This is a genomic window from Mesorhizobium sp. WSM4836 (assembly GCF_055811815.1).
Genome location: NZ_JBVVQF010000044.1, coordinates 1 through 26199, shown reverse-complemented (window position 1 = coordinate 26199; position 26199 = coordinate 1). Strand labels below are relative to the sequence as shown.

22 protein-coding genes and 1 pseudogene are annotated in these 26199 nt (G+C 61.7%); 9 read left to right on the top strand and 14 right to left on the bottom strand.

All coding sequences use genetic code 11. The features are described from left to right. Positions 1–123: 123 nt before the first annotated feature. Complete coding sequence (locus AC0L2P_RS30665) at positions 124–3279, bottom strand: primase-helicase family protein (protein WP_473506846.1); 3156 nt, start codon at positions 3277–3279, stop codon at positions 124–126. Between the two features lie 601 nt (positions 3280–3880). On the opposite strand from AC0L2P_RS30665, the gene AC0L2P_RS30660 reads away from it, so the two are divergent. From AC0L2P_RS30660 to AC0L2P_RS30640, 5 genes are all read left to right on the top strand, one after another. After that, complete coding sequence (locus AC0L2P_RS30660; protein WP_473506844.1) at positions 3881–4441, top strand: hypothetical protein; 561 nt, start codon at positions 3881–3883, stop codon at positions 4439–4441. Between the two features lie 12 nt (positions 4442–4453). Further along, positions 4454–5227, top strand: coding sequence for an abortive infection family protein (locus tag AC0L2P_RS30655; RefSeq protein WP_473506842.1), 774 nt, complete (start codon positions 4454–4456; stop codon positions 5225–5227). A gap of 5 nt (positions 5228–5232) precedes the next feature. Continuing rightward, complete coding sequence (locus AC0L2P_RS30650; RefSeq protein WP_473506840.1) at positions 5233–5796, top strand: hypothetical protein; 564 nt, start codon at positions 5233–5235, stop codon at positions 5794–5796. A 334-nt stretch (positions 5797–6130) separates the two neighbouring features. Continuing rightward, positions 6131–6400 carry an Arm DNA-binding domain-containing protein gene (locus AC0L2P_RS30645; protein WP_473506838.1) on the top strand — a complete coding sequence of 90 codons (270 nt, stop codon included), beginning with the start codon at positions 6131–6133 and terminating at the stop codon, positions 6398–6400. Between the two features lie 335 nt (positions 6401–6735). Next, a complete protein-coding gene (locus tag AC0L2P_RS30640; protein ID WP_473506836.1) occupies positions 6736–7383 on the top strand; it encodes a TetR/AcrR family transcriptional regulator in 648 nt (215 codons plus the stop codon). Positions 7384–7532: 149 nt separating this feature from the next. Here AC0L2P_RS30640 and AC0L2P_RS30635 read toward each other — a convergent pair whose 3' ends face one another. The 5 genes and pseudogenes from AC0L2P_RS30635 to AC0L2P_RS30615 form a co-directional block, all read right to left on the bottom strand. Then, entirely contained in the window at positions 7533–7904 is a 372-nt protein-coding gene (locus tag AC0L2P_RS30635; protein ID WP_473506834.1) for a DUF4087 domain-containing protein, read from the bottom strand. Between the two features lie 89 nt (positions 7905–7993). After that, positions 7994–8494 carry a hypothetical protein gene (locus AC0L2P_RS30630; protein WP_473506832.1) on the bottom strand — a complete coding sequence of 167 codons (501 nt, stop codon included), beginning with the start codon at positions 8492–8494 and terminating at the stop codon, positions 7994–7996. A gap of 85 nt (positions 8495–8579) precedes the next feature. Then, the gene (locus AC0L2P_RS30625) at positions 8580–8963 is read right to left on the bottom strand and encodes a lysozyme inhibitor LprI family protein (RefSeq protein ID WP_473506848.1); all 384 of its coding nucleotides are present in this window, start codon (positions 8961–8963) and stop codon (positions 8580–8582) included. 50 nt (positions 8964–9013) lie between these two features. After that, positions 9014–9385: a hypothetical protein gene (locus AC0L2P_RS30620; RefSeq protein WP_473506830.1), complete on the bottom strand. Its 372-nt coding sequence runs from the start codon at positions 9383–9385 to the stop codon at positions 9014–9016. A gap of 788 nt (positions 9386–10173) precedes the next feature. Beyond that, a pseudogene (locus AC0L2P_RS30615) lies at positions 10174–12205 on the bottom strand (transcriptional regulator). A gap of 233 nt (positions 12206–12438) precedes the next feature. Here AC0L2P_RS30615 and AC0L2P_RS30610 point away from each other — a divergent pair. Beyond that, positions 12439–13524: a PLP-dependent cysteine synthase family protein gene (locus AC0L2P_RS30610; protein ID WP_473506828.1), complete on the top strand. Its 1086-nt coding sequence runs from the start codon at positions 12439–12441 to the stop codon at positions 13522–13524. Between the two features lie 25 nt (positions 13525–13549). Continuing rightward, positions 13550–15037 (top strand): pyridoxal phosphate-dependent decarboxylase family protein, encoded by a 1488-nt coding sequence (locus tag AC0L2P_RS30605; protein WP_473506826.1) that lies wholly within the window; start codon positions 13550–13552, stop codon positions 15035–15037. A 123-nt stretch (positions 15038–15160) separates the two neighbouring features. Here AC0L2P_RS30605 and AC0L2P_RS30600 read toward each other — a convergent pair whose 3' ends face one another. The 8 genes from AC0L2P_RS30600 to AC0L2P_RS30565 form a co-directional block, all read right to left on the bottom strand. Next, positions 15161–16801 (bottom strand): ABC transporter substrate-binding protein, encoded by a 1641-nt coding sequence (locus tag AC0L2P_RS30600; RefSeq protein WP_473506824.1) that lies wholly within the window; start codon positions 16799–16801, stop codon positions 15161–15163. 146 nt (positions 16802–16947) lie between these two features. Continuing rightward, positions 16948–17955: an alpha/beta hydrolase gene (locus AC0L2P_RS30595; RefSeq protein ID WP_473506822.1), complete on the bottom strand. Its 1008-nt coding sequence runs from the start codon at positions 17953–17955 to the stop codon at positions 16948–16950. Positions 17956–17971: 16 nt separating this feature from the next. After that, complete coding sequence (locus tag AC0L2P_RS30590; protein WP_473506820.1) at positions 17972–18649, bottom strand: isochorismatase family protein; 678 nt, start codon at positions 18647–18649, stop codon at positions 17972–17974. Between the two features lie 283 nt (positions 18650–18932). Further along, a complete protein-coding gene (locus AC0L2P_RS30585) occupies positions 18933–20237 on the bottom strand; it encodes a M24 family metallopeptidase (protein WP_473506818.1) in 1305 nt (434 codons plus the stop codon). A 300-nt stretch (positions 20238–20537) separates the two neighbouring features. Further along, on the bottom strand, positions 20538–21515 hold the full coding sequence (locus AC0L2P_RS30580; protein WP_473506816.1) for a GlxA family transcriptional regulator: 978 nt from the start codon (positions 21513–21515) through the stop codon (positions 20538–20540). A gap of 157 nt (positions 21516–21672) precedes the next feature. Then, entirely contained in the window at positions 21673–22854 is a 1182-nt protein-coding gene (locus AC0L2P_RS30575; RefSeq protein WP_473506814.1) for a cystathionine gamma-synthase, read from the bottom strand. Next, positions 22851–24275: a pyridoxal-phosphate dependent enzyme gene (locus AC0L2P_RS30570; protein ID WP_473506813.1), complete on the bottom strand. Its 1425-nt coding sequence runs from the start codon at positions 24273–24275 to the stop codon at positions 22851–22853. Before AC0L2P_RS30570 ends, AC0L2P_RS30575 begins: the two co-directional genes overlap by 4 nt. A gap of 191 nt (positions 24276–24466) precedes the next feature. Then, positions 24467–24865 (bottom strand): RidA family protein, encoded by a 399-nt coding sequence (locus AC0L2P_RS30565; RefSeq protein ID WP_473506811.1) that lies wholly within the window; start codon positions 24863–24865, stop codon positions 24467–24469. Positions 24866–25037: 172 nt separating this feature from the next. On the opposite strand from AC0L2P_RS30565, the gene AC0L2P_RS30560 reads away from it, so the two are divergent. Further along, positions 25038–25367 (top strand): hypothetical protein, encoded by a 330-nt coding sequence (locus tag AC0L2P_RS30560; RefSeq protein WP_473506809.1) that lies wholly within the window; start codon positions 25038–25040, stop codon positions 25365–25367. Beyond that, positions 25364–26011 carry a cysteine hydrolase family protein gene (locus tag AC0L2P_RS30555; RefSeq protein ID WP_473506808.1) on the top strand — a complete coding sequence of 216 codons (648 nt, stop codon included), beginning with the start codon at positions 25364–25366 and terminating at the stop codon, positions 26009–26011. The genes AC0L2P_RS30560 and AC0L2P_RS30555 overlap by 4 nt, the downstream gene beginning before the upstream one ends. The last annotated feature ends 188 nt before the right edge of the window (positions 26012–26199 follow it).

Genomic DNA, 26199 nt, shown 5'->3' with positions numbered 1-26199 from the left:
TTCTCTTCATCAGTCCGTCCTTCAATCGAGGCCGGACTCTAATCTCAGATGGAGGAAATTACCCGTGGCAGGTCAACTGCGATTCACCGTGGAGCCGGTGGAGTCCATGGAGTCACCCGTCCGTCACCGCCTGAAAAACGAGTTAATGAAATCGTCGGCGTCGGTCTCGACCTGACTGCGCTCATCCGGGTCGTTCCTGTCCATTACACGGATGAAGTCATTCTCATCCTCGGTCGTTTCAGGATTGAGCGGCGTCCATTCGCGCTCATAGGCGGCGATCATTTCCGGGAGCGGAGGCAACACATAGTCCCGCCCAGCACGTCCCGGCCGAGTGTCGTCGATCTCCGCGTCGGTTCCCTTGAACTTGCTAACGAAGAACTTGCCGATCGTACCAGGGTCGGCAGGTCCGTCGTATGGCTTCACCGCCGACCGATAGCTCTCGCGCACCATCTCCTTGGTGACCTTGATGGGCTCTGTCAACCACTTCTCGGCGGTGCGTTCGTCCAGAAGGTCAACGCCAGCGGCCCCGGTGAAAGAGCCGGAGAGAAGCACGCCGCGAATCCACCGCTCATCGGCCGGGAGAGCGTTGATGATCTGATCAGCTAGTGCGGCCGTCTTCGGTGGGTTGCGCAGGTCCACAGTGACGTCGAGATTGAGAAGATCGTGCAACATGGCGGGAGCGGTCTTTCCGCCGTAGATTTCCGCCGCCAAAGTGTCGAAGTAAACCTTGTCTCCGATCCGAGCATCGCTCACGACGGTTGCGGCATACCGGCGTTCGTCCGGCGTTGCGCGCACGACGCTCTTGGCATTGGAAATAATAATGAATCGCCGGTAGTCTCGCATCGGCACGGGATCGGCAAACTTGTTCTCCAGCAACATGGTGTCGCTGGTGATCTGATCCTTTAAGGAACTGTCCGCCTCCTTGTCACCGCCCCACGAGCTTTCCTCCCCGATCACAAGCATCTTCCCGGCCATCTGGCCGTTGAAGTTGCCCGTGAGGTGCTTGCGGTTGCTCACCTTGACGCTATGGCGCAGCCCAAGAATTTGCTGGAGCGGAACCGTGAAGATGCTCTTGCCCGTGCCCTTCAAACCGCGAACCATCAAAGCGGTGCCCGGCTTTGTCTCTGGGTTTTGAAACAGGTCCGCCATCCACGACATGTAGAACCGAAACAGGCGCATGTCGCCGTTGCAGACAATGTGGAAGACGTGGCGCTGGTAGGACATCCAGTCGCTCATTCCCGGCTCGATCCCGAGACCCTTGTACAGGTTGTAGTGTTCGCTCGGCGTGGGATCGATCGCACCGTGCCGATAGGGATTGAACACGACATCGGTGCGGTAATCGCGAAGATGCGACTTCCGCCACAATGGGAAAAGTGGCTCCATATCGGAACCGGTGCCGATTTCCCAAGGCGCGAAGACCGTCTCGGCGGCGCGGATCGTCTTCCATCCGTCCTGCTCCTCACGCTTCTGGACGATCATCACATCGGTCCCGCGCTCAACGATGGCGATCTCCTTATTCAGCGCCGCGATGCCAGCTTCCACCGTTTCGAATTGGTAGGGCGACCTGGCCTTACCTTTTGCCTGCTTCGTGCGAAGATTCCGATAGTCTTCCCGCAAGCGCCCGATGGGCGTCCCGGTTAGCTTCTTGACTTCGGCAATGACGCGCTCCGCCTCACGCTCACTGACGGCAACCAACTTCTGCAAGAGCACTTGAACTTCTTCGTCGGGAGTCAGAATGCTCATCTTTTTGGCCACCTCGAAGGCTTCCGCTAAGATATCAGCCCTAGCCTGCTTTGCTGCCTTATCCGCTTCCTGTCGCTCACGGATGAATTCGCGAGCGTTCTCGACCTCGGCTGCGAGGTACGGCTCAGACATGTATCGATCGATTTCACTCTGTTCTCGACCGACTTTCTCCGCCTTCTCGATTGTCTGCCGGAGCCGCTGCACGATCGGACCAGCTTCCGCGTCAGGTCCTTCATTCGACGGCGAGAAATAGGAACACAGGACCCGGTAAATAGGATTGTGGAATCCAAGCTGGTCTGCCCCGTCACCGGTCAGAGACAGGAAGAAATCGACGCCTGTGCCGTCCGCGACGTAGGCCTCGCCGGTAGAGTCATACGAGAGGGTGAAGCCACGCGCTTTTGCGATCCGCGCAATAGGCCGTTCCTCGGGGAGCACGACCGCCATCTTGTAGAGCGATCCCACATGAATCCGGGAGAAGAACTGTCCACCCTTCGGGTGCCTCGGGCTGTTCATAAAGCGTGTCACGTCCCGCGCATTGCGATCGAGGTCCAAGCCGTGCTTCTCGCAGAACGCATCCAGAGACGAACGCCAGACAGCGGCGGCGCGATTCTCCCGATCTCCGTATTGATCGGGAATGAAAGGTTGCTCGAAAGGCAGGATGACACGAAGCTTGTGAACGCCTTCGGTCTTCAAATGATTGTAGGAGGAATATGCTCCGAAGGTGACCTCCAATGCTTCAAACTTGCCAAGAATTTCGTCCGTCGTCTGGCCGCCGTCGAAGTCGAACATGAAAGCGCCATTCGATTCGACGTTGCGCTTCTTGCGCCGCTCCTTGCCGGTTTCCTTGTCCTTTGCGAGGTGGCAAGCGGTGATGCCCGGTCCCTTCTTATTGTCACTCACCTTATGTTCGGCGACGTGGCGGTAAAGACTGCGAACGTCCGCAAAGACGTTCTCCGCCTTCCAATCCGTTTGGCTATGAAGCTTCGAACCAACAAACGGGTGATCCAGAACACCGGGCACAATCTGCCCAGTGACCGTGGCATCGAAGAACGGCTTCCCGGCTGCGAGAGCGTCTTCAATGGAAGTCCTCACACTGTCGGATTGAGCCTCGTCTGCACTCGACTCGGGCTCAACCTCTCCAGCCGGGAACAACTTCGCCTCGATCTCGTCAACCGGCCGGATATCGAAATCCCCGCCGCTTGCCAGATGGTCAACATCCTCGTCGTCAAGGCGAAACTCCTCGTCGTCCGGCTCGATCACGTCGAACTCGACGAAGGCGTCGGCGGTGTCACGCTTCTGCCATTCGCCGACAAGTACATCCAGCCGCGCGCCCTCCTCCCCAGCAACCAGATAGACGAGGTGAAGGTCATCCTTCGGCCCGTGCAGGACATAGGACGGCGACAAGAGGGCAACGGCACTGTTGGCGCGCGCCTTATCGCGGAATGCCAGACGGACGCCGTAGCGGCCATGGACCGTTTTCTTGAAGAGGGTTTGAAGATCGGTGGCCGAAGCATCGGCCGGGAGGGACTCAGGCACAGGACTAACTTTCCGAAAGGCGGGCACGGTCGATCACCGCGCTTACGCACGCTGCCAAGGGGTGCCACGTTTTCGGAGAGGTCTTGGAAAGGACTACCGATTTCGAAAACAGGGCGGTTCATGTCTAACACGACGCGCCCCGCGTCGGGGAAAAGGTGGCGCGACGATTCAGTTGGGACCATCCACGTCGCGCCGCTTTCGAAACGGCTTCCTTTTCCGCCCCTCTTATGCACACATTTCCCGCAATCCGTCAAGCAAAACTTGACGGCGGCCTTGTTACAAATATGTAATAGTTCTTACTTTCGAAGTATACATCGCATTCTGCGAGGTCGCATGATATCTGAAATCTGATCTCATCCTCACATATACCTCTCACTCTGCCACATGGTACGATGTCACGCATCGCTGCGATTGATACGACGCGCCAATACGGTTGCCGTCGCGATGCCCATGCCGCTTCTCCCGAACCCAAGTATAAAATGGCGCGGTCCCCACAATCCACAACCCCCTGTGTGGACTGGCGAATTCCCGTTTGTTTCGTATCTGTTCCGCCGTCCACGATGTAGAATATGCGCAATTGCGATTCGAGGACTTGGCTCCGATGAAGAAACGACATGAAGAGTGGTATAAACTAACCGGCGAAACCAAACCGGTAGCGGCGAACACTTTGGCTCCGCCGATCCGAATGCTGGACCTGCCCGGATTTCAGGAAATGGAAGACAAGCTACGGCTCTACACGCCAACTCGCGGCGTCTTCACACCGGAGTTGGATTCCGGCATCAACGATCTGTCAATGAGAACCTTCGGCATCGTCGAGAACGACACGTTGTTCAATCTGCCGGACGGCTACAGCCAGCTTCCTGCGTGGTCGGACGAACGGATTGAAATCGAGGACCGCTACTACGATCACGAGGACCAGTACGACACGGCCGACGCCACCGACGATGAAGCGGTGGACAGCCTGCTTGTCCTCGGTCTCGACTTCCGAGATGGCAAGGGCCAACCGCTACGATGCACAAAGCTTTTCTGCCGACAGGCGGAAGCGGCTGCTAAGGGTATTTTGGGCAAGATGCCTGACCGCACTGTCGCAGGTTTGGAGTCGTGGACCAAGAAGCTGGAGCGGGAGGCGAGAGAACATATGAACAAGAAGCGGACAGGGTGACGACACGACGCCATGGTTGACGAATCCGAACTGCCCGACTCGGTGATAGAGCGCGTCTCGATGATGGAAAGCATCCTAATCGAGAGCGCCACCGGTGGCTCCAGCCAGACAGATGTCTACGAGCACCTACGTCGGGAGTTGGTTGCTGACGACACGCTAAAGGCCTTATTGCCGACCTTTGTCAGGACGCATCGTAACCTGTCATCGTTCTGGGGCTGGATCAAATACGAGGCTGGTACCTATGCGGAGCGCCGGGTCATCATCGGCGCGGGTTTCACGCCGATCATGGATCATCTGGAAGACAAAGGGAGAGCACCCGGCGACAAACTGGTCTCGGATGCGCTGGAGACCTTTGATGCCGAGGGTGTCCACGTAGTCTGGAACAAAGCCCTGTCGCGGCGGTCCAGTGACCCGGAAGGTGCTATCACGGTCGCGCGCACGTTACTGGAGACCGTATGCAAGCGCATCCTCGACGAATGTGCTATCTCGTACACGGACAAGGAAGACTTGCCGAAGCTCTATTCGATGGCGGCGAAGGCGCTAAACCTCGCACCGGACCAGCACATCGAAGAGCCAATCAAGGCGATCCTTGGCGGAGCCATGAATCTCGTCAATGGCATCGGTACGCTCCGCAACCGGCTGTCCGACTCCCATGGTCGCGGCGGGCGTCTACCGGTGAAGCCGTCGCCGCGCCACGCTAGTCTGGCGGTTAACACGGCCGGTGCCGTGGCAACGTTCCTCGTCGAGACCTACGTCGAGAAACATGCAACTCCAAATGCAGCGTGAGACCAATGCCCTTTACGATCTCCAGCAGATTCATCGGCGACTTCAAGCTCGGCGACAACATCGTGTTCAATCTGAAAGTCTTGAAAACCTTGTATGACTACCGGGCAGTAGGTAATCCACAGCAACGCGTCTACCTTCTTAAGCCGATGATCATCACGAACGTGTCGATCATCGACGCCGTTCTGCATGACTTCTATTTCAGGGTGAGAAACCACACGCGCGAGGGGGTCGCAAATCTGGCCGAGGCCATCATCGCAAAATTGCAGGGGATGATAAGGATCGACAAGCTCGAACTGTACATCGTGCAGGCGCAAACCAATGATCTCTTCGGAGAGCCCGGCGAATTCTATGAACAGCTTCACGACCTCCGAAAGCTCAGAAATCGGGTCCACATCCAGAACGAAAAGCGGCACTTCGATCCTGACGATCGCCACGCGTTCAGCGAGGCTCGACTACTCCAATCCGAGCAGGCTTTGGAAAAAATCCTATCGACGATGGCAGCAAAGCACTCTCGGAAACATGACCATGTTGAAGACTTTGAACTGCCGTGGGACAGGCATTTCGCCTGACACCATCTCGTTTACCGTGCGAGGTTATCGGCTCTCAAAATGCGATATCGGCCCTTGCAACTCGGGTACAAGGTCGGGTACAGTTTCCACGAGTTGAGAAGAAATTCTGCAATAGAATCAATGCATGTGGTGCCCAGTACGTCCAGTCCTCTTCTGGGCACCAAATTCCCGTTTCGGACAGTCCGAGACAAACCGAACGCCTAACAAAAAGTCCGGACTTTCCGGGCTTTTTTTGCGCATGGTCCGGCACTGTCCGAAGCCGTGCGTTGGTATCCAGCGCATTTGTTGGTGTTGCTGCTGCATTGGTGGTAGCGCGCCACAAGGGATACCAACAATGCCGCTGTCCGACGCTCGGTTGCGCACGCTAAAAAAGATCGAATCCGCCCGGAAGATCAGTGATGGGGGGCGGCTTCACGTGATTGTCACCCGGCAAGGTGGAAAGCTCTGGCGGCTTGCCTATCGCCGAGAAGGCGCTTTGCCTCCTCTCGCCGTAGCTTCGCAAGAATTTCAGATCGACCTCGACAGGACGTTGCTATTGCTGGATTCCGAGTGGAATGGGCCTCGACTGCAGGCAGATCGACACAAGGACCATCTGCTTCAATGACAACCAACGATAGTCTATTGTCTTGTACCTGACGGGAAGCCCACGGCAGAACAGTCACTTTGAGACGACAATTGTGAGCGACAACCCGAGCAGCTTTACGGCCAAGAAGGAAAGTCGGCGGCCCATTTTTCAATGAGCATTGCCTGAACCCGCCGACCTGCGGATTGCCAATGGCCCCGCGATCAGCAGCTTTGCAGGAACGAAGGCGTGCCGTCTAGCAATGCAGGCGTGTACAGTTCCAGATGCCGATGTTTTTCAAGAGTTCTGCCTTTACAAAAGCTCTTGGCCAGCTTTTGTGCTGTCCATTAAGCAGCCACGGCAAGTCATTCCCTTGCATGCCGCAGGCTCTCGCCGCGGCGCCGTCGCTCAGTCGCCGCGGCTGTAGCGACTCAGGCCGACTTCGCCAGCAATTCGGCGCGCCCTTCGCGCACGAAGGTCTCGATGCGGCGTCTCCCCGCGAGCGAATCCTGGCGGCGGCGTTTTCCGCATTTACTCAACGCGGCTTTGCCGGAACCTCCACGCTCGAGATCGCGACCAGGGCGCGGGTGTCGAAGCGCGAGCTCTATGCGCTGTTCGGCAGCAAGCAGGAGATGCTGACGGCCTGCGTCAGCGAGCGCGCCAAGCGGTTCAAAATACCGACCGATCGGCCCGAGTTGCGCGACCGCGAGACACTGCGGCAGACGCTTGCGAGCTTCGGCGCGCAGTTATTGCGCGAGATCAGCGATCCCGGCCGCATGCTGAACGAGATCGGTATCGGGACCAGCCGCGGCGCGCTGCACGAGCTGATGAGCCGAGCAAAGGCGGCAGAACTGCTCGAGGGCGATCCGGCCGAGATGGCCGATCAGTTTGCCGGGCTGTTGTGGGGCAGCCTGATGCTCGGCCTCCTGCTTTCCACCGCCACGTGGCCAAATCGGAGCGAAATCGCGCGGCGGGCGGAAGGGGCGACCACAGCGTTCCTAGATGTGTATCCGGCGCCTGTGTAGCTTGCGTAGCGCGGAATATGGCAAGCGCGCCTTCAAACGCCTCGCCGCGAACCATGGCGAGAGTGAGAGTACGGCGTTGTTCTCTAAGACGTCGACGGGTTTTCACCGGCCGAAGCTCCGTAGCGCGCAATAGCGTCAGCGTATTGCGCCTATCCGTCGGGGTTAGGCAGCGATCTGTCGTTGCGGCAGCGCACCAGCGGAAGGATTTCGCCCGAGATTACTCTGGTGATCTTTTGCTGCTTGGCGTTGGTTACGATGGTCATGCACGCGCATCCGTAGCCGTGACCCGAACCAGGCACATTGGTCTCAACGAATTGCCGCTCGTCAAAGGCCGGCACATTGTCGATGCCTTTGGGATCCGGTCGCCCCTGCATCTGGGTCCACCAATCCCCGTCACTGTCGGTCAGGACGAGGTTGCCGGGTGTCGGACTGGAGTACCAGCCACAAAGGCGCTCGGCGTAGGCGGCGGCAGGCAAGGACATGATAGCCAGGCAGAAATAGGCAGCGAACAATCGGCGCATGAGAACCTTTACCTCCCTTGAGTAAAGCAGGTCATGCCGCCAAAAATCTGCGTTGGCGCCGGTAACGAGGCGTCATGATTTTGTAAGCCTTATGGCCTCAACTTCGTGTCCACATTTTCTTCGATCAATCCGCAATGAAGCGTCACAGGCTTCCTTTGGACATCGCTTAGTGGACCGTCGATGAAATCGCAGCTGAGCAGATTGTCCGGACTGCTCTTGCGCGCCGACGCAACGTTGACGTTGACCTCGGGAGGGCCGGCAAGCCAGTCGAGACGCTTCATGTCGACCTTTGTGCCTCTGATGCGGGCGTGGCCCGCTGTGCCCGCTATCTCGACCTCTTCGTCCTGCGGCGTGAGATCGATCTGGCCGACTTCGTTGGCGTGCTTCTCGGCACTCCGCTTCGGGTCACCGTAATAGGAGGCGAGGACGACAATTCCCTCCTTGTCAGCCGCGAGCTTGGCGGCTGCCTTCTTGGAAAGCGTGACGTTAACGTCGAAGCCCATATCACCCTGAGCTGTTGCCGGCGCGGCACACGCCAACAGGGCAGATGCTGCAATCGTACTTGCGAGCAGTGATCTATAGCGTCTCACGATCCACCTCCTTCGGGTCCCCCATTCAATGACGATACCCCGCGCATGCTTCGTGCTGGGCTGCGACGCCACGCTCGCCGGCAAGTCAGTTCGCGGCCGGAACGGGGCAGCTCATATCGCCCTCCTTGCACTTGAGGTAACCCTCGAAGTCTTTGACCCGGGATTGCGCCAGGCTGTCCATGCACTGCGCGATGAGCATTGGCATTGCGCTTCCTCCGGCCGCTCCTGAAGTCTGGAAACTGCACTCGGCGTCGCGAAATTTGTCCCAATCCCGTTGAGCTTGGACAAGAAGCTTCCTGGTATCCGCATCATCTTTCAGGCGGGCTTCGATCTGCTTGTAAAGCTCATTAAGCTTCTTGTCGGATTTCTTGAACGCGGCATCGGCGCACGCGTTCAGCGAGGCCTGATCCTTGGCGGCGTCGTAGCACTTTTCCTGGGCAAAGGCGAAAGTCGGCATGGCCAGAGCCATAATAACGGACGGGATTCCCCAAAAATTGCCCTCGCCGGCAAGGTCGGCCACTAATCGGAATCGTCGTCGTCCGGTGTATCGACCTCGCAGCCGATGCCGCGGCAGCTTTGGTAGTTGCCTTGCGTATCGAAGTTGGGATTGCCTTCCTTGTCGTACTGCGGTCTGTCGTCGATGCTTTGATCCCCGTCATCAGGATCGTCGACTTTACATCCGAGCCCATGGCAGCCGATGTAACGGCCCCCGGTATCGAAGTTGGGATTGCCGTTCCTGTCGAACTGCGGACGGTCGTCTATCTTCCGGCTCCCTTTATGGGACTGATCAACCAGGCAGCCCCTTCCGCGGCAATCATCGTAGTCGTCGGTGGTACAACCGGAGATCGCCATCAAAGCAGTGGCCAAGGCCGCACAGATTACGAATTTCACGATTCATTCCTCCGACTGGCTGGCGGCGGACGTCGTCCATATCGGAGGGTCATTGCAGGCGGCGATCCCCGCTCTTGCCGCGAAGTCTGGCGCGAATCCGAGGAGGGCAAAGCTTCACCGGCCTTCGAACGAGAGCCAGGCCGTGGGCGATGCATTCGACGAGTTAGCCGACGGTTGCCGTAGTCTCTTACGCAGGAGGGAACGCTCCCGGCGAGAGCCGCCGCATTAGCGAATGTCAATATTCCTCTCCATGCTTAGCGCCCCGTCCGCCCAAGCATGTCTCGACAATCCGCTGACGCGGCTGTGCTTCCGAGAAATTGCATCCGAGTCAGCCTATGACAAGGACAAATCCCAACATCGCAGGATTGAATTTTGCAAATGCTTAATATTTCGGAATCAGCACTGGTTACCTTAGCGGGTACTGAAATGTGGTCGGCAGCAAGATTCTGGAATGCTTCATTAGTTTGTTCTTATTGATCCTTTGTTAGTACCAGTACTATTCTGTTTATGTGAATTTTGCGCCAGCTCTACAAAAGGCGCGACGAGACCGAATTTTACATGATCGCCCTAATCGCGATCTATCGTGGTATTTTTCGAACCCAACCAGCCCGTTGCGCAGGCCGAAAGAAAACTCTGCATTTGCCCAACGCGTGAAGCAGCCGTCAAATTTGGAATTCACGACGTTTCGGATCTCCGCGACACGAAGAAAAGGCGGCTTCGGACATGGCGATGTTCGTGGCGCCAGCCGCGATGAGCGGTTTGGAAAGCCCGACTAACCGCGCCTTGTCTCACCCCAGCCCGATCCGCTTGGCGCCTTGCCGGAACAGCGCCTCGGCGTCCGGCTCGAAGCGGAAGGTGCCGATGAAATCGTCGGCGCAGTAGCTCGGCAGCATCTTGCGCAGCGCAGCGGCGAAACTTCGAGCCTCCTCCAGCCTCCCCGCCAGTGCAAGGCAATGCGCGGCAATCGCCAGGATGATGGCATGAGCGTTGGGACGCGCGGCTGCCTTCAGCGCCCATTCGGCGGCTTCGTCGAACTGGCCAAGCCGGACATGCGACATTGCCCTGGCGCCCAACATGCCGAACAGCAGCGGATCGAAGGGACTCAGGTGCCTGGAATGGTCGGATGAGCCGATCGCGGCCCGCGGATCGCCGGACTGCGAATGGACGAACGACAGCGCATAGTGGCCAAGCGCGAAATTCGGGCTGAGGTCGACGGCGCGTTCCAGCTCGACGAGAGAGCCGTCCTGCTCGCCGCGCAGCCACAGGGCCCGTCCCATGGCCCAGTGAGCGGCCGGATTGTGATCGTCAACGAGTAGGCTCTGGCCGGCTGCCTCGAAGGCCAGGGCGCTTTCCTGGTCGCGGTCGCCCCAACGCTGGAAGGCATTTTGCCAATGGGTGAAGGAGAGCCCGGCATAGGCGCGGGCGAAGGTCGGATCGAGCTTCAAGGCCATATCGAAGCAATGCTGGGCCTGCTCGTTTTCCGTGCGGGTGAAGCGATACATGTGCCAGAGACCCCGGTGGTAGGCTTCCCAGGCGTTCAGCGAATTGGGCGCCTTCAGCATGGCGCGGTTGCGTTCGACCGTCTCGATCTCGGCCGAGATCGACGAGACGATGCTGTTGCCGATATCATCGAGCACGGCAAAGATGTCGTCCGGCTTGCGCTCGAACGTCTCGGCCCAGACGATCCTCGCCGTGCGCACCTCGACCAGCTCGACCGCGACGGTGACCCGGCCCGCCTGGCAGCGCACCGTGCCGGTGGCGACATAGTCGACATTGAGCCGCCGGCCGGCATCCTCCGGCGCAATGTTTTTTTCGGCGAGCGCAAACACCGAGCCGCGCGCGATGACGAAGAAATCCCTGAGCTTGGCTAGGCGGGTGATGATGTCGTGGGTCAGGCCGTCGGCCAATCCACCGCGCGGGCCGCGGCCAGCCGCCTCTTCGGCAAACGGCATCACGGCAAGCGAAGCCTTCTGCGATGCAGCAGTGTCGGAATTGGCAAGCACAATTGAGGCGTGGGGGGCCGCGGGTACGAGTGAAGGTCGCGCCCAGAGCGTCGCGGCAGGTCGTTCGTTGCGGATCATCCGCCATGCCTCACGAACGGCTCCGAAATCCAGATCCTCCGAAAGCAAACAGCTGCGCCGCGGAAGCGAGATGTTCCTCGCCCGCGGCAAACTGGCCGCGCTGCGCCAGCCTTTTCAGAAGAGCCACATGCGCGCGCCCGTCGAATGGAGCGAGTTCCAGCCATTTGTCCAGATGCGAAGACATTTCGTCGGCATCCGCCGGAAGTTTGTTGACGAGATGTTCCAGGACTGCGGCGTGCCAAGAGCTGAAGCGGCGGCGCTGAGCGATCAGCCAACTGTAGAAATGTGGGCTGCGGTCGATCTCAAGCCCATCGAGGAAATCGCCGGCGAACATTCCGGACAGGGCCCGCAGCCGCTCCAGATCGAGCGCCTCAACACCCTTGGTAGCGGCCGAGGCTATGTCGACAGCGTCGACGGAAGCACCTTTCAGATCAAGCGCGATCGTGTCGCCTGGTGTCTCGACCCTGCGATGATGCGGCTCATCGAGGATGCCTCTAAGCTTGCTCAGGCACCAGCGAAGCTCGCCGCGCGGGTCGTTTGGAACGTCCCACAAAAGCTCGCAGAGCCGGCTGCGGCCGACCGGATGCGACGCCAACGCCAGATAGGCGAACAGCGCACGAAGCTTGCGCGACTTCGGAAGCTCGACGGAGGTGCCGTTGCGGATAATCGTCAACGGTCCGAGCAGGCGCACGGAAAGGCCTGCCACCTCGCCGTGGAGGCTCGATCGGGCGGATTCCACGTGCGTTTCCACGCCTGCTCCCACGCTGGCCAGTCGGCTTTTGTTTTATCACCAAACGCGATGGGGTGCATCCGGCAGCGAAGTTCCGCGCCGGATGCCGCCATTGCCGGAACCCCATTGCCGGCAAGCCAGGGAACCGTAGCGCGGCAAGGTCTCGAAACCTCGCCGCCCAAGCCACCGGTCTGTAACCGGCCCGTGACGACAAGAGACAACGACAAAGCGAGGAGATCGACATGTTGCATCAACAGAAAATCAGAACCACTGCCGGGCGCGGCCGCCTGTTCGACAGCATTCTCGATACTGTCGGCGATACGCCGGTGATCCGCATCAATAACCTCGGACTGGACCAAGTGACGATCTATGTGAAGGCCGAGTTCTTCAATCCCGCCGCCTCGGTGAAGGACCGGTTGGCGCTCAACATCATCGAAGAGGGCGAGCGCAGCGGCGCCTTGAAGCCGGGCCAGACCGTGGTCGAGGCGACCAGCGGCAACACCGGCATCGGCCTTGCCATGGTCTGCGCCCAGAAGGGCTATCCCCTGGTGGTGACGATGGCCGACAGTTTTTCCATCGAACGCCGCAAGCTGATGCGCATGCTGGGCGCCAAGGTGGTGCTGACGCCGCGCGCCGAGAAGGGTTTCGGCATGTACAAGAAGGCGGTGGATCTCGCCGAAGCCAATGGCTGGTTCCTGGCCCGCCAGTTCGAAACCAAGGCCAACGCCGCCATTCACGAAGCGACGACGGCGCGCGAGATCATCAACGATTTCGCCGGCGCCCGGCTCGACTGCTTCGTCACCGGCTACGGCACGGGCGGCACCGTCGCCGGCGTCGGACGCGTGCTGCGCCGCGAGCGGCCGGAGACCCGGATCGTGCTCGCCGAGCCGGCCAATGCGCAGCTTATCGGCAGCGGCAAGCCGCAGCAGCGCGCCGCCGACGGCGCGCCTGCCGCCAGCCATCCGGCCTTCGAGCCGCACCCGATCCAGGGCTGGACGCCCGACTTCATTCCGGACGTGCTGCAGGAGGCGATCGACGCCGGCCTCTATGATGAGGTAGTGCCGATCGCCGGGCCCGAGGGCATGAAATGGGCCAAGGCGCTGGCGCAGAAGGAAGGGATTTTCACCGGCATCTCCGGCGGAGCGACCTTCGCTGTGGCGCGGCAGATCGCGGAAAAAGCGGCGCCCGGTTCGGTGATCCTTTGCATGCTTCCCGACACTGGCGAACGCTACATGACGACGCCGCTGTTCGACGGCATCGAGGCGGAGATGGACGCCGAGGAGACTGCGCTTTCGCAGTCGACGCCCGGCTGCCAGTTTCCGGCGTGACGGCGGCACATCGGGAGCGGCCCGCATGGATACGAAGCCTGGATTGGCCGTCACGGCCAGCGAACAAACGCTTGACCCCGCAGACTGGGCCGAGGTGCAGGTCCTGTCGCATCGGATCGTCGACGATGCCCTCGCTTACCTGCGCAATGTCAGAGAGCGTCCGGTGTGGCAGGAGATGCCGGTTGATGTGAGGGCTTTCTTTACGGCACCGCTGCCGCGTTCGCCGGCTCCGCTAGCCGAGGTGTATGGCGAAATAACCAGGAACTTGATGCCCTATCCGATGGGCAACGTCCATCCACGCTTCTGGTCCTGGTATATGGGCTCGAGCAATTTCACCGGCGCGCTCGGCGATTTCCTGGCGGCGATCCAGGGCTCCAATCTCGGCGGCGGCAACCATGCCGCCGCGCTGATGGACAACCAGGTCGTCGACTGGTGCAAGGAAATGATGGGCTTTCCGCAATCGGCCAGCGGCACGTTGGTCAGCGGCGGCTCGATGGCCAATATCATCGGTCTGACCGTGGCGCGCAACGCCACAGCGGGTATCGACATACGCGAGCACGGCGTTGCCGGGATCGACAAGCCGCTGCGTTTCTACGGTTCCGACCAGCTTCATTCCTGCCATCGCAAAGCGATGGAGGCGCTCGGCCTCGGCCACCGGGCGCTGCGCCGCATCCCGAGCGATGCCGGGCTGCGGATCGACATCGCTGCGTTGCGGGCGGCGATCGCCGAGGACCGCGACGCCGGTTTCAAGCCGGCCTGCGTAATCGGTACGGCCGGCACGGTGAACACGGGCGCAATCGACGATATGCGAGCGCTGGCTGACCTGGCGGCAAAAGAAGATCTGTGGTTTCACGTCGACGGCTGCATCGGCGCCTTGCTAGCGATTGCGCCGGACAATTCGCATCGCGTCGCCGGCATCGAGCACGCCCACTCAATCGCGCTCGATCCGCATAAATGGCTGCACGCGCCCTTCGAGGTCGGCTGCGCGCTGATCCGGGATGCCTCCGCGCATCGCCGCACGTTCGCGGTGACGCCGGAATATCTGGAATCGACGCCGCGCGGCCTGGCCTCCGGCCAATGGCTGCACGATTACGGCCTGCAGACGACGCGCGGCTTTCGGGCGCTGAAGGTGTGGATGGCGCTGCGAGAGCACGGCATCGAGAAGTTCGGCCGGCTGATCGACCAGAACATCGCGCAAGGACACTATCTCGGTGCGCTGATCGAGGCCGAACCGGCGCTCGAACTGGTGGCGCCGATCAACATCAATATCGTCTGCTTTCGCTACCGCGCCGATGGGTTGGACGCTGAGCGCCTGAAAGCGCTCAACACCGAGATCATGCTGAGGCTGCAGGAAGAAGGCATCGCCGCCATCTCCGACACGACGGTGCATGGCCAGCATTGCCTGAGGGTAGCGATCAACAACCACCGCACCCGGCGCGACGATCTGGACCTGCTCGTGCGGGAGACGGTTCGGCTGGGGCAGGAGATTTCGAGAGCTGGCACCGCCGGCTAAGAATCCTCACCAGACAACCGCTTCAGACAAATGACAGCGCCAGTGCGTGTGGAGGCGATCATTTGTCGAGATCGGCAAAGCTGCCGCTTCGGTTTCCGTCAACTAACACTACGCAGCAGGAGGCTACGTCTCAAGCCAGACCTTCTCGAAATGCTGCTCGAGCGACTGGTGCTGCTCGCAGCCGAGCACGCCCTTGCGGTAAGTGCGGTAGACCGAGCGCCAGTAGGGCTGGATGATGACGCCGGAATCGCGCAGATTCTGTTCGATCTTGGCCATGAGCTCCTTGCGGGCGCCGGGATCTGGCATCGCCAGCGCCTTGTCGAGCAAAGTGTCGAATTCCGGATTGGCATAGGCGCTCTCGTTCCAGGCGGCGCCAGACTTATAGGCGAGCGCCAGCACCTGGACGCCGAGCGGCCGGCCGAGCCATTCCGTGCAGGAGAAAGGATATTTGCTCCAGTCGTTCCAGAAGGTGGCGGCCGGCAGCACGGTGCGCTTGATCTTCAGCCCTGCCTCGCGGATCTGCGCGGCGATGGCGTCCCCGGTGCTCTTCTGCCAGTCGACATCGACCGAGATGAGCTCGTATTCGTGGTCGGCCTTGCCGGCCTCGGCGAGCAGGGCTTTGGCTTGATCGATGTTGCGGACGGCCGGGCCGATATCGGCATATTCGGGATGCATCGGCCCGACGTGATGGTTCTCTGCAGGCTTGCCGCGGTTATCGATGCCGATCTTCAGCACGGCGGCGTTGTCGACGGCGAGCTGGGCGGCGCGGCGCACCTTGATGTCGTCATAGGGCGGATTGCCGATATTGAACCGCGCGACGATGGTCGAGCCGGTGGAGATTTCCGAATTGCTCAGGCCCATGGAGTCGGTCTGCGCAACCGTGTCGGAGGCGGTTTCATGGTCGGTGTCGATCTCGCCCGATTCGAAGGCCGACAACATGGCATTGGGATCGGAGCCGTAGTCGACCCATTTGATACCGTCGAGATAGAACTCGCCCTTCCACCAGGGCTTGTCCTTGCGGCGGACTTCGGCGCCGACCTCGGCGTTCCATGCGACGAGTTCGCAAGGCCCGGTGGTGATCGCCAAGGCCTTCAGCGGATCGCCGTCGCCTTCATAGCTGCGATGCATGATCAGCGCCGGATAATCGGCCATGCCGGCAATCAGCGAGATGTCGGGCTTAGGCAAATTGAGCCGGACGGTGAAATCGTCGACGCGCTCGATGCCGCCGTCGACGACCTTCTTGGTATCGGCGTTGACCATCGCGCCCATCCGCGCGGCGACCGAATTGCCGGCGACGGACGCATCGCACCAGCGTGTCAGATTGTGGATGACATCGTCGGCGTTGAAGGTGTCGCCGTTCGACCAGGTGACGCCCTTGCGGACATGCAGGGTCAGCACGCGTGCGTCGTCGCTGGTCTCCCAGCTTTCGAGCAGCCATGGCTCGAAGGTGAAGTCGCGGTTCCAGCGCACTAGATATTCGTTGCACTGACGGGCGACGTTGGACATCTCGACGCCGTCGAAAGTGCGCGGATCCTTCCAGCCCTTGACGTTCATGGCGACGCGCAAGATGCCGCCGCGTTTCGCCTCCTCGGCCCTGGCCGGTGACGAAGCAAGCCCGCCCAGCGCCAGCGCGCCGGCAGCGCTGACGCCGAGCGCAGCCATGGTGGCGAGATATTCGCGCCGGTTCATCTGGCCTTTCTTGAAGCCGTCGGCGACGGGTCCGGCCTGCGGATGCAGTGTTCGGTCGGTCAGCATGAATTTCATCGTATCCTCCCTGTCGGGCCTGCGCATCGCGGATGCCGGCTCCTTACGTGGCGTGATGATAGGGCTGGCCTGATCGCAGCAGTGTTCGAGTTTCCGCAGTTGTTGTGCGCTGTTCCGCGACTGTGGAGCTTGGAGGACGGTCCGCGTCACTCCGGCCAGTCACCCCCGCCCAGCGCGGCTATCGCCGCCACGATGCGCTCGAAGGCCTCGCCGGCGCGCGGCACGGTCTTGCGGGCGCGCAGGAAACTGTGCACCAGCCGCGGTTCTTCGCGCCACCATGCCATGCCGCCGGCGGCAAGGATGCGGTCGCGATAGGCTTGGCCGTCCGACGACAGCGGGTCGCATTCGGCAGTGACGATGACCGTCGGCGGCAGGCCGGAGAAGTCGCTGTCACTAAGCGGCGAAAATGTCGGGTCGTCCGGCGACTGCGCCTTCCCTGCCCGGATATGCCGATAGAATTCGAGATCGCGCAATGTCAGCAATGGCGCCTCGGCGTGCTCGACATAGGAGCCGGTGCGCGCTTTGCCGTCCAGCTCGGGGCCGCCTAGCTCATCACCGCCGAGCTCGGGATAAATCAGCACCTGGCCGATCGCATGGCGAGGATGGCGCCGTGTCGCCTGCGCCACTGCGGCAGCCAGGTTGCCGCCGGCGCTTTCGCCGCAGAGCACGATCGGCAGGCCGGTCGTCGCCGCAGCCCATTCGAATACGGCCAGCGCATCCTCGAAGGCCGCCGGATGCAGATGCTCGGGCGCCAGCCGGTAGTCGGCGGACAGAACGGCAAAGCCAGTGCCGGCGCAAATCTCGGCGCAGATGTCGTCATGGCTGTCGAGCCCGCCAAGGACGAAGCCGCCGCCGTGATAATAGACGACCGTTGCCTGCGGCGCCGTTCCCGCCAACTGATAACGCCGCACCGGGATCGCACGGTCGACGGCAGAAACCGCGCTGTCGCTGGCCTTGACGCCGGGCGGATAGGGCTCGCGAACCGCCCAGCACATGGCATCATAGACCGCCCGCTGCCTGTCGATCGGCATGTAGACGATCTCGGGCGGATACCACTCATTGACCCGGTCGATATAGGCCCACAGCTCCAAATCGAGCAGCGTTTGGTATTTTCCGCGCCCTCTCGTTTCGGGTTGATCGGCCTCGGTGATCATCGCTGCGCGGTGCCGCTCAGAGCTCGGCGTAGAGCCGGGCGGCATTTTCATAGCTGAAGCGCAGCGGCACCGAGCCCTCGACCTGCCAGGCTTCGACCGTCTCGCCGGCCAGCAGCCGGCAGGCGCCGTCGGTGGTAGTGACGGCGCCGCCATAGAGCCGGTTCGCGAGATTGAGAATGGCCGTCTGGTGCATCGCCGTGCTGCCGCTGCCGCAGCCATCCTTGACCAAGAGCACGCGAAACCCGAGCGCCACCGCATCCTTGACGGTGGCATCGATGCAGGCCTCGGTCCAGACGCCGGCAACGACAAGCCACTCGATGCCGTCGGCCTTCAGCCGCTCGGCGGCAGGCCCGGCGCGGAAGGCGCTGGCATCGGTCTTGACCAGCATCGTCTCGCCGGCGGCCGGACCGACCTCCGGGCAGATCGCGGTCAGCGGATCGTCCTTGTCGGAAAAAGCCGACTTGCCGTTGGCCTCGACCGGGTGGAACGGCCGCGCCGTGGCAAGATCGACGACATAGGCCCAGTGATAGAGCGGCACATCATTGGCCCGCGCCGCCGCCTGCAGCCGCTGGACGTTGGCGAGGATGTCGCCATAGCCTTCGACCAGATAGCGCTTGTCCCGCCGATGCTCCTCCTGGAGATCGATGAAGACGGCGGCCACCGTACCGCGTTTGATGGAGATCGGGCTTTTCATGCGAATGCGCCTGGCTTCCCGGCCAACGCTGTTTCTTTCGGTGGGCTGGCGCAAGCCGTGGAGATTGGCTGAAAAGCTCTCCCGACTTCGTCATCCCAGGGCGAAGCAGGAGCGAAGCTCCGTCGCGGAGACCCTGGGATCCATGCTGTGGCCTCGGCCGAAGCGCCCAGCGGAGCAGAATACTGCACCGTCGCGTCACCTCGATGTAACGGCATGGATCCTGGGGTCTGCGCTGCGTCGCTGCGCTCCTTGCTGCGCCCCAGGATGACGAAGCGTTGGGGCATCAAACCTGTTTCTCCAGAAAATCGTCCTCATAGGGGAAGCGCGACAGGAGCTCGGTGCCGGTCTCGGTGATCAGGATCTCGTCCTCCAGCTTGACGCCCTCGCGGCCGCCCTTCTCGCCGATATAGCTTTCGACGCTGACCACCATGCCGGGTACGATGACACCGTCGCGGCCATAGGTCTCGTAGTCCATGGCATGCGCGATGAACGGCGTTTCGCCATGCATGCCGACGCCGTGCATGACCGAGGTATAGCGCTGGTCGACGAAGCGGTCCGGGATTTTCCAGGCCTTTTCGGCAATCTCGCGAAACGCCATGCCGGGCTTGACGACCCCGATGTTGTGCTGAACCTGGTCGTGCGCCATACGGTAGAGCGACTTCTGATAATCGGTCGGCTTGCCCGGCCCGCAGCGGAAGGTGCGCGAGAAATCCGAATAATAGCCGTAGCAGCCGATCGTGTCGGTATCGAGCGCCAAAAGTTCGCCAGGCCTGATCTTGCGGCCGCTCGCCTCGTTGAACCACGGATTGGTGCGCTGGCCCGAGGTCAGCAGCCGGGTTTCGATGAACTCGCCGCCCTGTCGGATCACCTCGCCATACATGATGGCGAACAGCTCGTTTTCGGAAACGCCGGGCTTGATCGCCTCGCGCACCGCATAGACCGCGGCCTCGGCACCGGCCATAGACACCTGCAGGCATTTTACTTCCTCGGGCGTCTTGACCGCGCGCACCGCCAAAATCTCGCCCTGGCAATCCCGGACCTCGCAGCCGCGCTTTTCCAGCGCCAGTGCCTGCAGATGGCTGCAGCGGTCGAGCCCGAGCTTCATCGAGCCGCCGCCACGCGCCTTCAGCAATTCGGCGATCTCATCGGCGAACGGGCCGGCGGTTTCATCGTCACGGCCCGACACCGAAGACCAGACCAGCTTGGACGGACGCGCCTCATCGATCGTGTCGAGCACCATCGAGACATGGTAGCTCTGCGGATATTCGAACAACACGATCGGCCCTTCCGTCGGGATGAAGAAATAGCGGGTCGAGTTGCGCAGGAAATAGCCGAACATGTTGCGCGAGCCGGTAGCGTAGCGCTGGTTGTAGGGGTCGAACAAGACAACTCCGCCATAGCCGGTCTCGCGCATCCAGGTGCGCAACCTGGCGAGCCGCCCCTTGCGCAGCGCGTCAGCATCGATGAAGGACGGCTCGGTATCCGACAACCACATGCCGCCGGCCGGATCGGCCGCAGCCGGGTGGCGCATGCGATCCTTGAAATCCACGTCCTCGGTGCTGTCGGGGTCGAAAACGACGATGCTCATGGTGCCTCCTGGAAAGGCAGACCATGGAGCAAACGACGTACCGCCATTGTGCGGAAAACCGCAAATGTCGTGCCAGATGCCGTAGACAGGTTGGCGGGACAGCACCCCCTCTGGCCTGCCGGCCATCTCCCCCACGAGGGGGGAGATTGGCCGTTGCCTCCGCTTTCGCTAATCACGAGTGGCGAAGAGGAGGGCGCGGCAGTCGACGCTGCCGATCTCCCCCTTGTTGTGGGGGAGATGGCCGGCAGGCCAGAGGGGGGCGCTGTCCCGCCGTCGTTGCGCCGCGTCAGCGCGCAGTCCCTAATGCCTGCGCATCACCTTCGGCGCGTGGCCATGTTCTTCCCTGAAAGCCCGCGCAAAGCTCGACATCGAAGCAAACCCACAGGCGAGCGCCACGTCGCGCACCATCAGCGTCGAATGCGCCAGGAGATCGGCGGCGCGCTTAAGCCTGAGGCGGCGGTAATAGCCGTTCGGCGAGATGCTGAGCTCCGAGCGGAAATTGCGTTCGAGCTTATCGGAGGAGACACCAAGCCGCCCCGCCAGCTCCGCCATGCCGAGCCGCTCCTCGACCGCATCCTCCATGATGGCGATGGCCGACAGCACCAGTTCGTTCTGCACGCCGGTGCGCAGGCGCAGCGGCATCAGCTTGCGGTCGACGCTGGAGCGCAGCGGGCTGTGCACGAACCATTCGGCGACGCCGGCCGCGAGCTCGGCGCCATAGTCGCTAGTGACGATCTCCAGCATCATGTCGAGGCTGCCTACGCCGCCGGCCGAGGTGAAGCGCTTGCGGTCGATGACATAGAGATCGCGCCTGAGCTCGATATCCGGAAACGCTTCGATGAAAGCCGCCTGGCTGGTCCAGTGCAAGGTGCAGGAATGGCCGTCGAGCAGGCCCGCGCGGGCGAGGAAGAACGCCGCATCCGCCACCGCACCGATATGGGCGCCGCCGCGCAGGCTCTTGCGGATCCAGCTCACAGCATCGTGCGCGACGAGATGATCGGCATCGCCGCCCGAGCAGACGACGATGCGATCGACCTTCGGCGCGTCATGGGGGGCAAAGCCGGGCTGGATGACGACGCCGTTCGAGGCCTCCACCGGGCCCTCGGCGGCGCCGACGATGATCCAGCGGTAGCAGTCCCGCTTGGCCAGCACATTGGCGGCACGCAGCGGCTCGATCACCGAGCTGAACGCCATCATCGGAAAGCCAGGGAAGACCAGGACGGCGAACGTGAGGGGGGCGTCGCTTGCCGGCGGTTGGTTGCGTTGTCGGTGGTTCATAGCTTCCGGAGTCAGGTAAGGTGGATCAAGAGGCTACAATTCTGCCGGACGGCACCAAGGTCAAACAGAATAGAATATAAGATACCGGAGGCGATGCAGAACAAGCGCCGCTCGTTGGCGATCCTTCACGCCCCCTCGCAAGGTTCTGTTACCGGGTTCAACTAGCCAGCGCCTGATCCAAATCCGCAATCAAATCGTCGCCATCCTCGATCCCGGCCGACATCCGCACCAGCGAGTCGGATATCCCAATCTCAGCGCGCTTTTTCGCCGGGATCGAGCCGTGCGTCATCAGCGCCGGGTGCTCGATCAGGCTTTCGACGCCGCCGAGGCTTTCGGCCAGCGTGAACAGTTGCGTGTGCTCGAGGAAGCGTTTGGTGCCGGCGAGGTCGCGGTCGAGCTCGACGGTGATCATACCGCCGAAGGCGTGCATCTGCCGCCTGGCGATGGCGTGCTGCGGGTGGCTGGGCAGGCCGGGATAGATGACGCGGCGGATGTCGGGGCGGCTCTTCAGCCAGTGCGCGATCTTCTGGCCGTTCGACGAATGACGCTCCATCCTCAGCGCCAGCGTCTTCAGTCCGCGCAGCGCCAGGAAACTGTCGAACGGCCCGGAAATGGCGCCGATGGCGTTTTGGAGGAATTTCAGCCGCTCAGTAAGATCCTTGTTGTCGCCGACCACGGCGACGCCGCCGACCATGTCGGAATGGCCGTTGAGATATTTCGTCGTCGAATGGACCGATATGTCGATGCCGAGCTCCAGTGGCCGCTGCAGATAGGGGCTGCAGAAAGTGTTATCGGCGACCGACAGCACGCCCTTGCGCCTGGCCAGTGCGGCGACGCCTTCGAGATCGACGACCCGCAGCAGCGGGTTGGTCGGCGTCTCGACCCAGAGCAGCCTGGTCTCCGGGCGGATTGCCGCTTCGACCGCGGCAAGGTCGGTGAAGTCGACGAAGTCGACCTGGAGGTTGGCCGAGCGCTTGCGCACCCGCTCAAGCAATCGGAACGTGCCGCCATAGATGTCGTCGGTGGCGACGATATGCGCGCCTGAATCGAGCAGTTCGAAAATGGTTGCGATCGCCGCCAGCCCGGAAGCGAAGGCGAAGGCGGCTGCGCCGCTTTCGAGGTCGGCCACCGCGCGCTCGAAGGCAAAGCGGGTCGGGTTCTGGCTGCGGGCATATTCAAAGCCCTTGTGCACGCCCGGGCTCTGCTGGCCATAGGTCGAGGTGGCGTAGATCGGTACCATCACCGCGCCCGTCGTCGGGTCGTGGCTCTGGCCGCCATGGATGGTGCGCGTCGAGAAGGCGAGGCGGTTGCTGCCCGAAAGGGTGGCTTTGACGGTCATCGGGCGCGCCTCAGATGGTTGATCAGGTCGATGCGGGTTATCAGGCCGATGAATTCGTCGCCATCGAAAACAATGGCGACCTCGTTGCGGTCGAACACCGGCAGCAGCGCGTCCAGCGTCTGGCTGGCCTGCAGCGTGTGTAGATTGGTGGTCATGGCCGTACTGACCGGGGCCTTGAATCGGTCCCAGCGGCTGTCATAGGGGCCTTCGACCTTGGCCAGGATATCGCTTTCGTCGATGATGCCGACGAGCTTGCCCTCGTCCAGCACCGGCAGTTGCGAGACATCCGAGCGGCGCATGCGGCCATAGGCGTTGAGCAGGCTTTCGTCGGGGCCGACCGACACGACATCGCCCGTGCGGAGCGTGCGCATGACCAGGTCGCGCAGATCGCCATGCTGCTCCTGCTCGGCCAGGCCCTGCTCGACCAGCCAGAAATCGTCGAAGACTTTCGACAGGTACTTGTTGCCGCTGTCGCAGACAAAGGTAACGACGCGCTTCGGCACGGTCTGCTCGCGGCAATAGCGGAGTGCTGCCGAAAGCAGCGTGCCGGACGACGAGCCGGCGAGAATGCCTTCCTTCGAAAGCAGGTCGCGCACCGCAAGCATGCTTTGCTTGTCGGGGATGGAGTAGGCCTTCCTGACCAGCGACAGATCGGCATTGGGCGGCACGAAATCTTCGCCGATGCCTTCGACGGTCCAGCTTCCGGCCTCTACCATCTTGCCGGTCTTGATCAAGGGCGCCAGGACCGAGCCGACCGGATCGGCGAGTACCATTTCGGTCTTCGGCGAGACTTTCGCAAAGTAGCGGCCCAGCCCGGTCAGGGTGCCGCCGGAGCCGACGCCGACGACCACCGCATCGACATCGCCTTCGAGCTGTTGAAAGATTTCCGGCCCGGTAGTGGTCTCGTGGGCGTCCGGATTGGCCGGGTTGGCAAACTGGTTGGCATAGAAGGCGCCGGGCAGCTCGGCGGCGATCTTTTCGGCCATATCCTGGTAATATTCCGCATGACCCTTGCCGACGTCGGAACGCGTCATGCGCACTTCCGCGCCGAGCGCCCGCAGATGCTGGATTTTTTCGCGCGACATCTTGTCGGGCACGACGAGGATGATGCGGTAGCCCTTGGGGATGCCGACCTGGGCGAGCCCGAGACCGGTATTGCCGGCGGTCGCCTCGACGATGGTGCCGCCGGGTTTCAGTCTGCCCTGTTTTTCGGCGGCGGCAATCATCGACAGCGCGATGCGGTCCTTGATCGAGCCGCCGGGATTCTGGCTTTCGAGCTTGATGAACAGCCGGCACTTGCCGATATCGAATTTGGTCAGCTCGACGACCGGCGTCTGCCCGATCAGGTCGAGAACCGAGGCATAGGGCGGGCGCAGGCGGGAAGATGCATCATCCGGTGCCACGATCTTGTGCTTGCTCATGTCAGATGCTCCGTTGCCAGAATGAGCAACCGCCCTGGAGACGGCAACCTACCGTCTTTTCCAGCCGTTTGCAGTTGGAAAGAAGATAGATCGTGCCAATCCGGCCGCCAGCAGGGGAATGGAATTTCGCGAAAGCTTTGCCGTGCGGGGCGTCCACGCAGGGCAAAAGATTTGCAGAACCTGCTTAGGGTTCAGGCGATCGCAGCCTGGGCTTCGATCTCGATCAGAAAATCCGGATTACCGAGGCCGGCGACGCGCAGCACCTTGACGATCGGCGGCGCGCCACGGTTTGCCCAGAAGGCCATCCAGGCGCCGAAAGCCGGCCCTATATCCAGGTCGCCGGCGATATAGACCGAGAGGCTGACGAGGTCTTCCGGCTTTGCCCCACCGGCTTCGAGCACCTTTGCCAGGTTGGAGAGCGCCTGAGCGGTCTGCGCAGCGAGATCGTCCCTGGCGACGATCCGCCCTTGCGCGTCGACACCATTCTGGCCGCCGACCAGCACGACGCGCGCGGACGCCGGCAACGACACGCCTTGCGAATAGGCCGGGTTGCTATGCATGCCCTCGGGGTTCAGCCTTTCGATGGTCACCGCACTTTTCCTCCTCCACGAAAACTATTCCGCGCCGCCCGGCCGCCCACAGGGATCGCGCGGCACAGGACGGCAATCGTGCGGCGGTTTCAACGCACCATGTCGTTCGGTGCCGCCGCCGATTCCGCCATGCTACCCGGCGCTGGGTGAACAGCAATGCAAGGAACGACCGATGAAGATTCTTGCCTATGACAATTTCAGGGCCGGCGTCACGCTCGACGACCTACGGCCTTATCTGCGCGACGAAGTGTCGAACGTCTGGCGGCTCTGGAAGGCGGGGATTGTGCGCGAGAATTATGCGCGTGGCGACATTGGCGGCGTCATCATCGTCTTCGAGCTCGACAGCGTCGAGGAAGCGCGGCGCTACACCGAGGACTTCCCGCTGTCCAAGGCCGGGCTGCTGGAATGGCACTTCATCGCCTTCGACGCGCCATTGCCGCTGGAATTCCTGTTCGACCCGACCGTCGATATCGCCAAGCCGTGGGACCGGACGGCGGTATGATCCGGTCGAGCGACGGGATTGAAATCCCGACCAGCCTGGCTGAGTGGTGCGATCCGCGCCGCACGGCGTTGGTGGTCTACGACATGCAGGTCGGCATCTGCCGCCAGGTCGCCGGCGCCGCGACCATCATCGAGCGCACCGGCACGGTGCTGGAAGCGGCGCGCATGGCCGGAATGCGGGTGGCGTTCACGCGCCATCTGTCGCTGCCGCGCAAATGGATGGGCGCGACGCAGCTGCGCACCGCCATGGCCTGGCAGCGGCGCGACAGCCCCGACACGGTTGAGCCGTGGTTCCCGCGCGACGCCGAAGCGACGCGGATCGTGCCCGAGCTGGAACCCCGCGATGACGAGGCGGTGTTCGACAAACTCACGATGTCGGCCTTCGATTCCACCGCGCTCGGCTTTGCCTTGCGCGATTGCGGTGTGCACACGATAGCGCTCGCAGGCATCGCCATGGAGATCGGCATCGAGCCGACCGTTCGCCAGGCGACCGACAATGGCTTTGTCGCCGTAGTAATCGAGGATGCCTGTGGCTTCGGCAACCGTGAAGCGCGCGACCGCTCGATGGCGACGCTACGCTTTCTCGGCGAAGCCGTTGTCACCGATGTTGCAAGCTTCTGCAGCGCGCTTGCCGGTGCGGGCTGAGGGCAATCGGCTTGCTCGAGCGATCCACCGTTTCGCGGAAACGCCGAACCGCTCTGTGCCTTTGTTTTCAGGCAATTGCGGACGAAAAACCGCTCCCGGAATTGATCTAGCTGTTTAGTCCCGGCATTTGCTGGAGCGGATCAAGCTTGAAGCGTTCTGGCTGTGCAGCCCATGCCTTGCAAATGAAC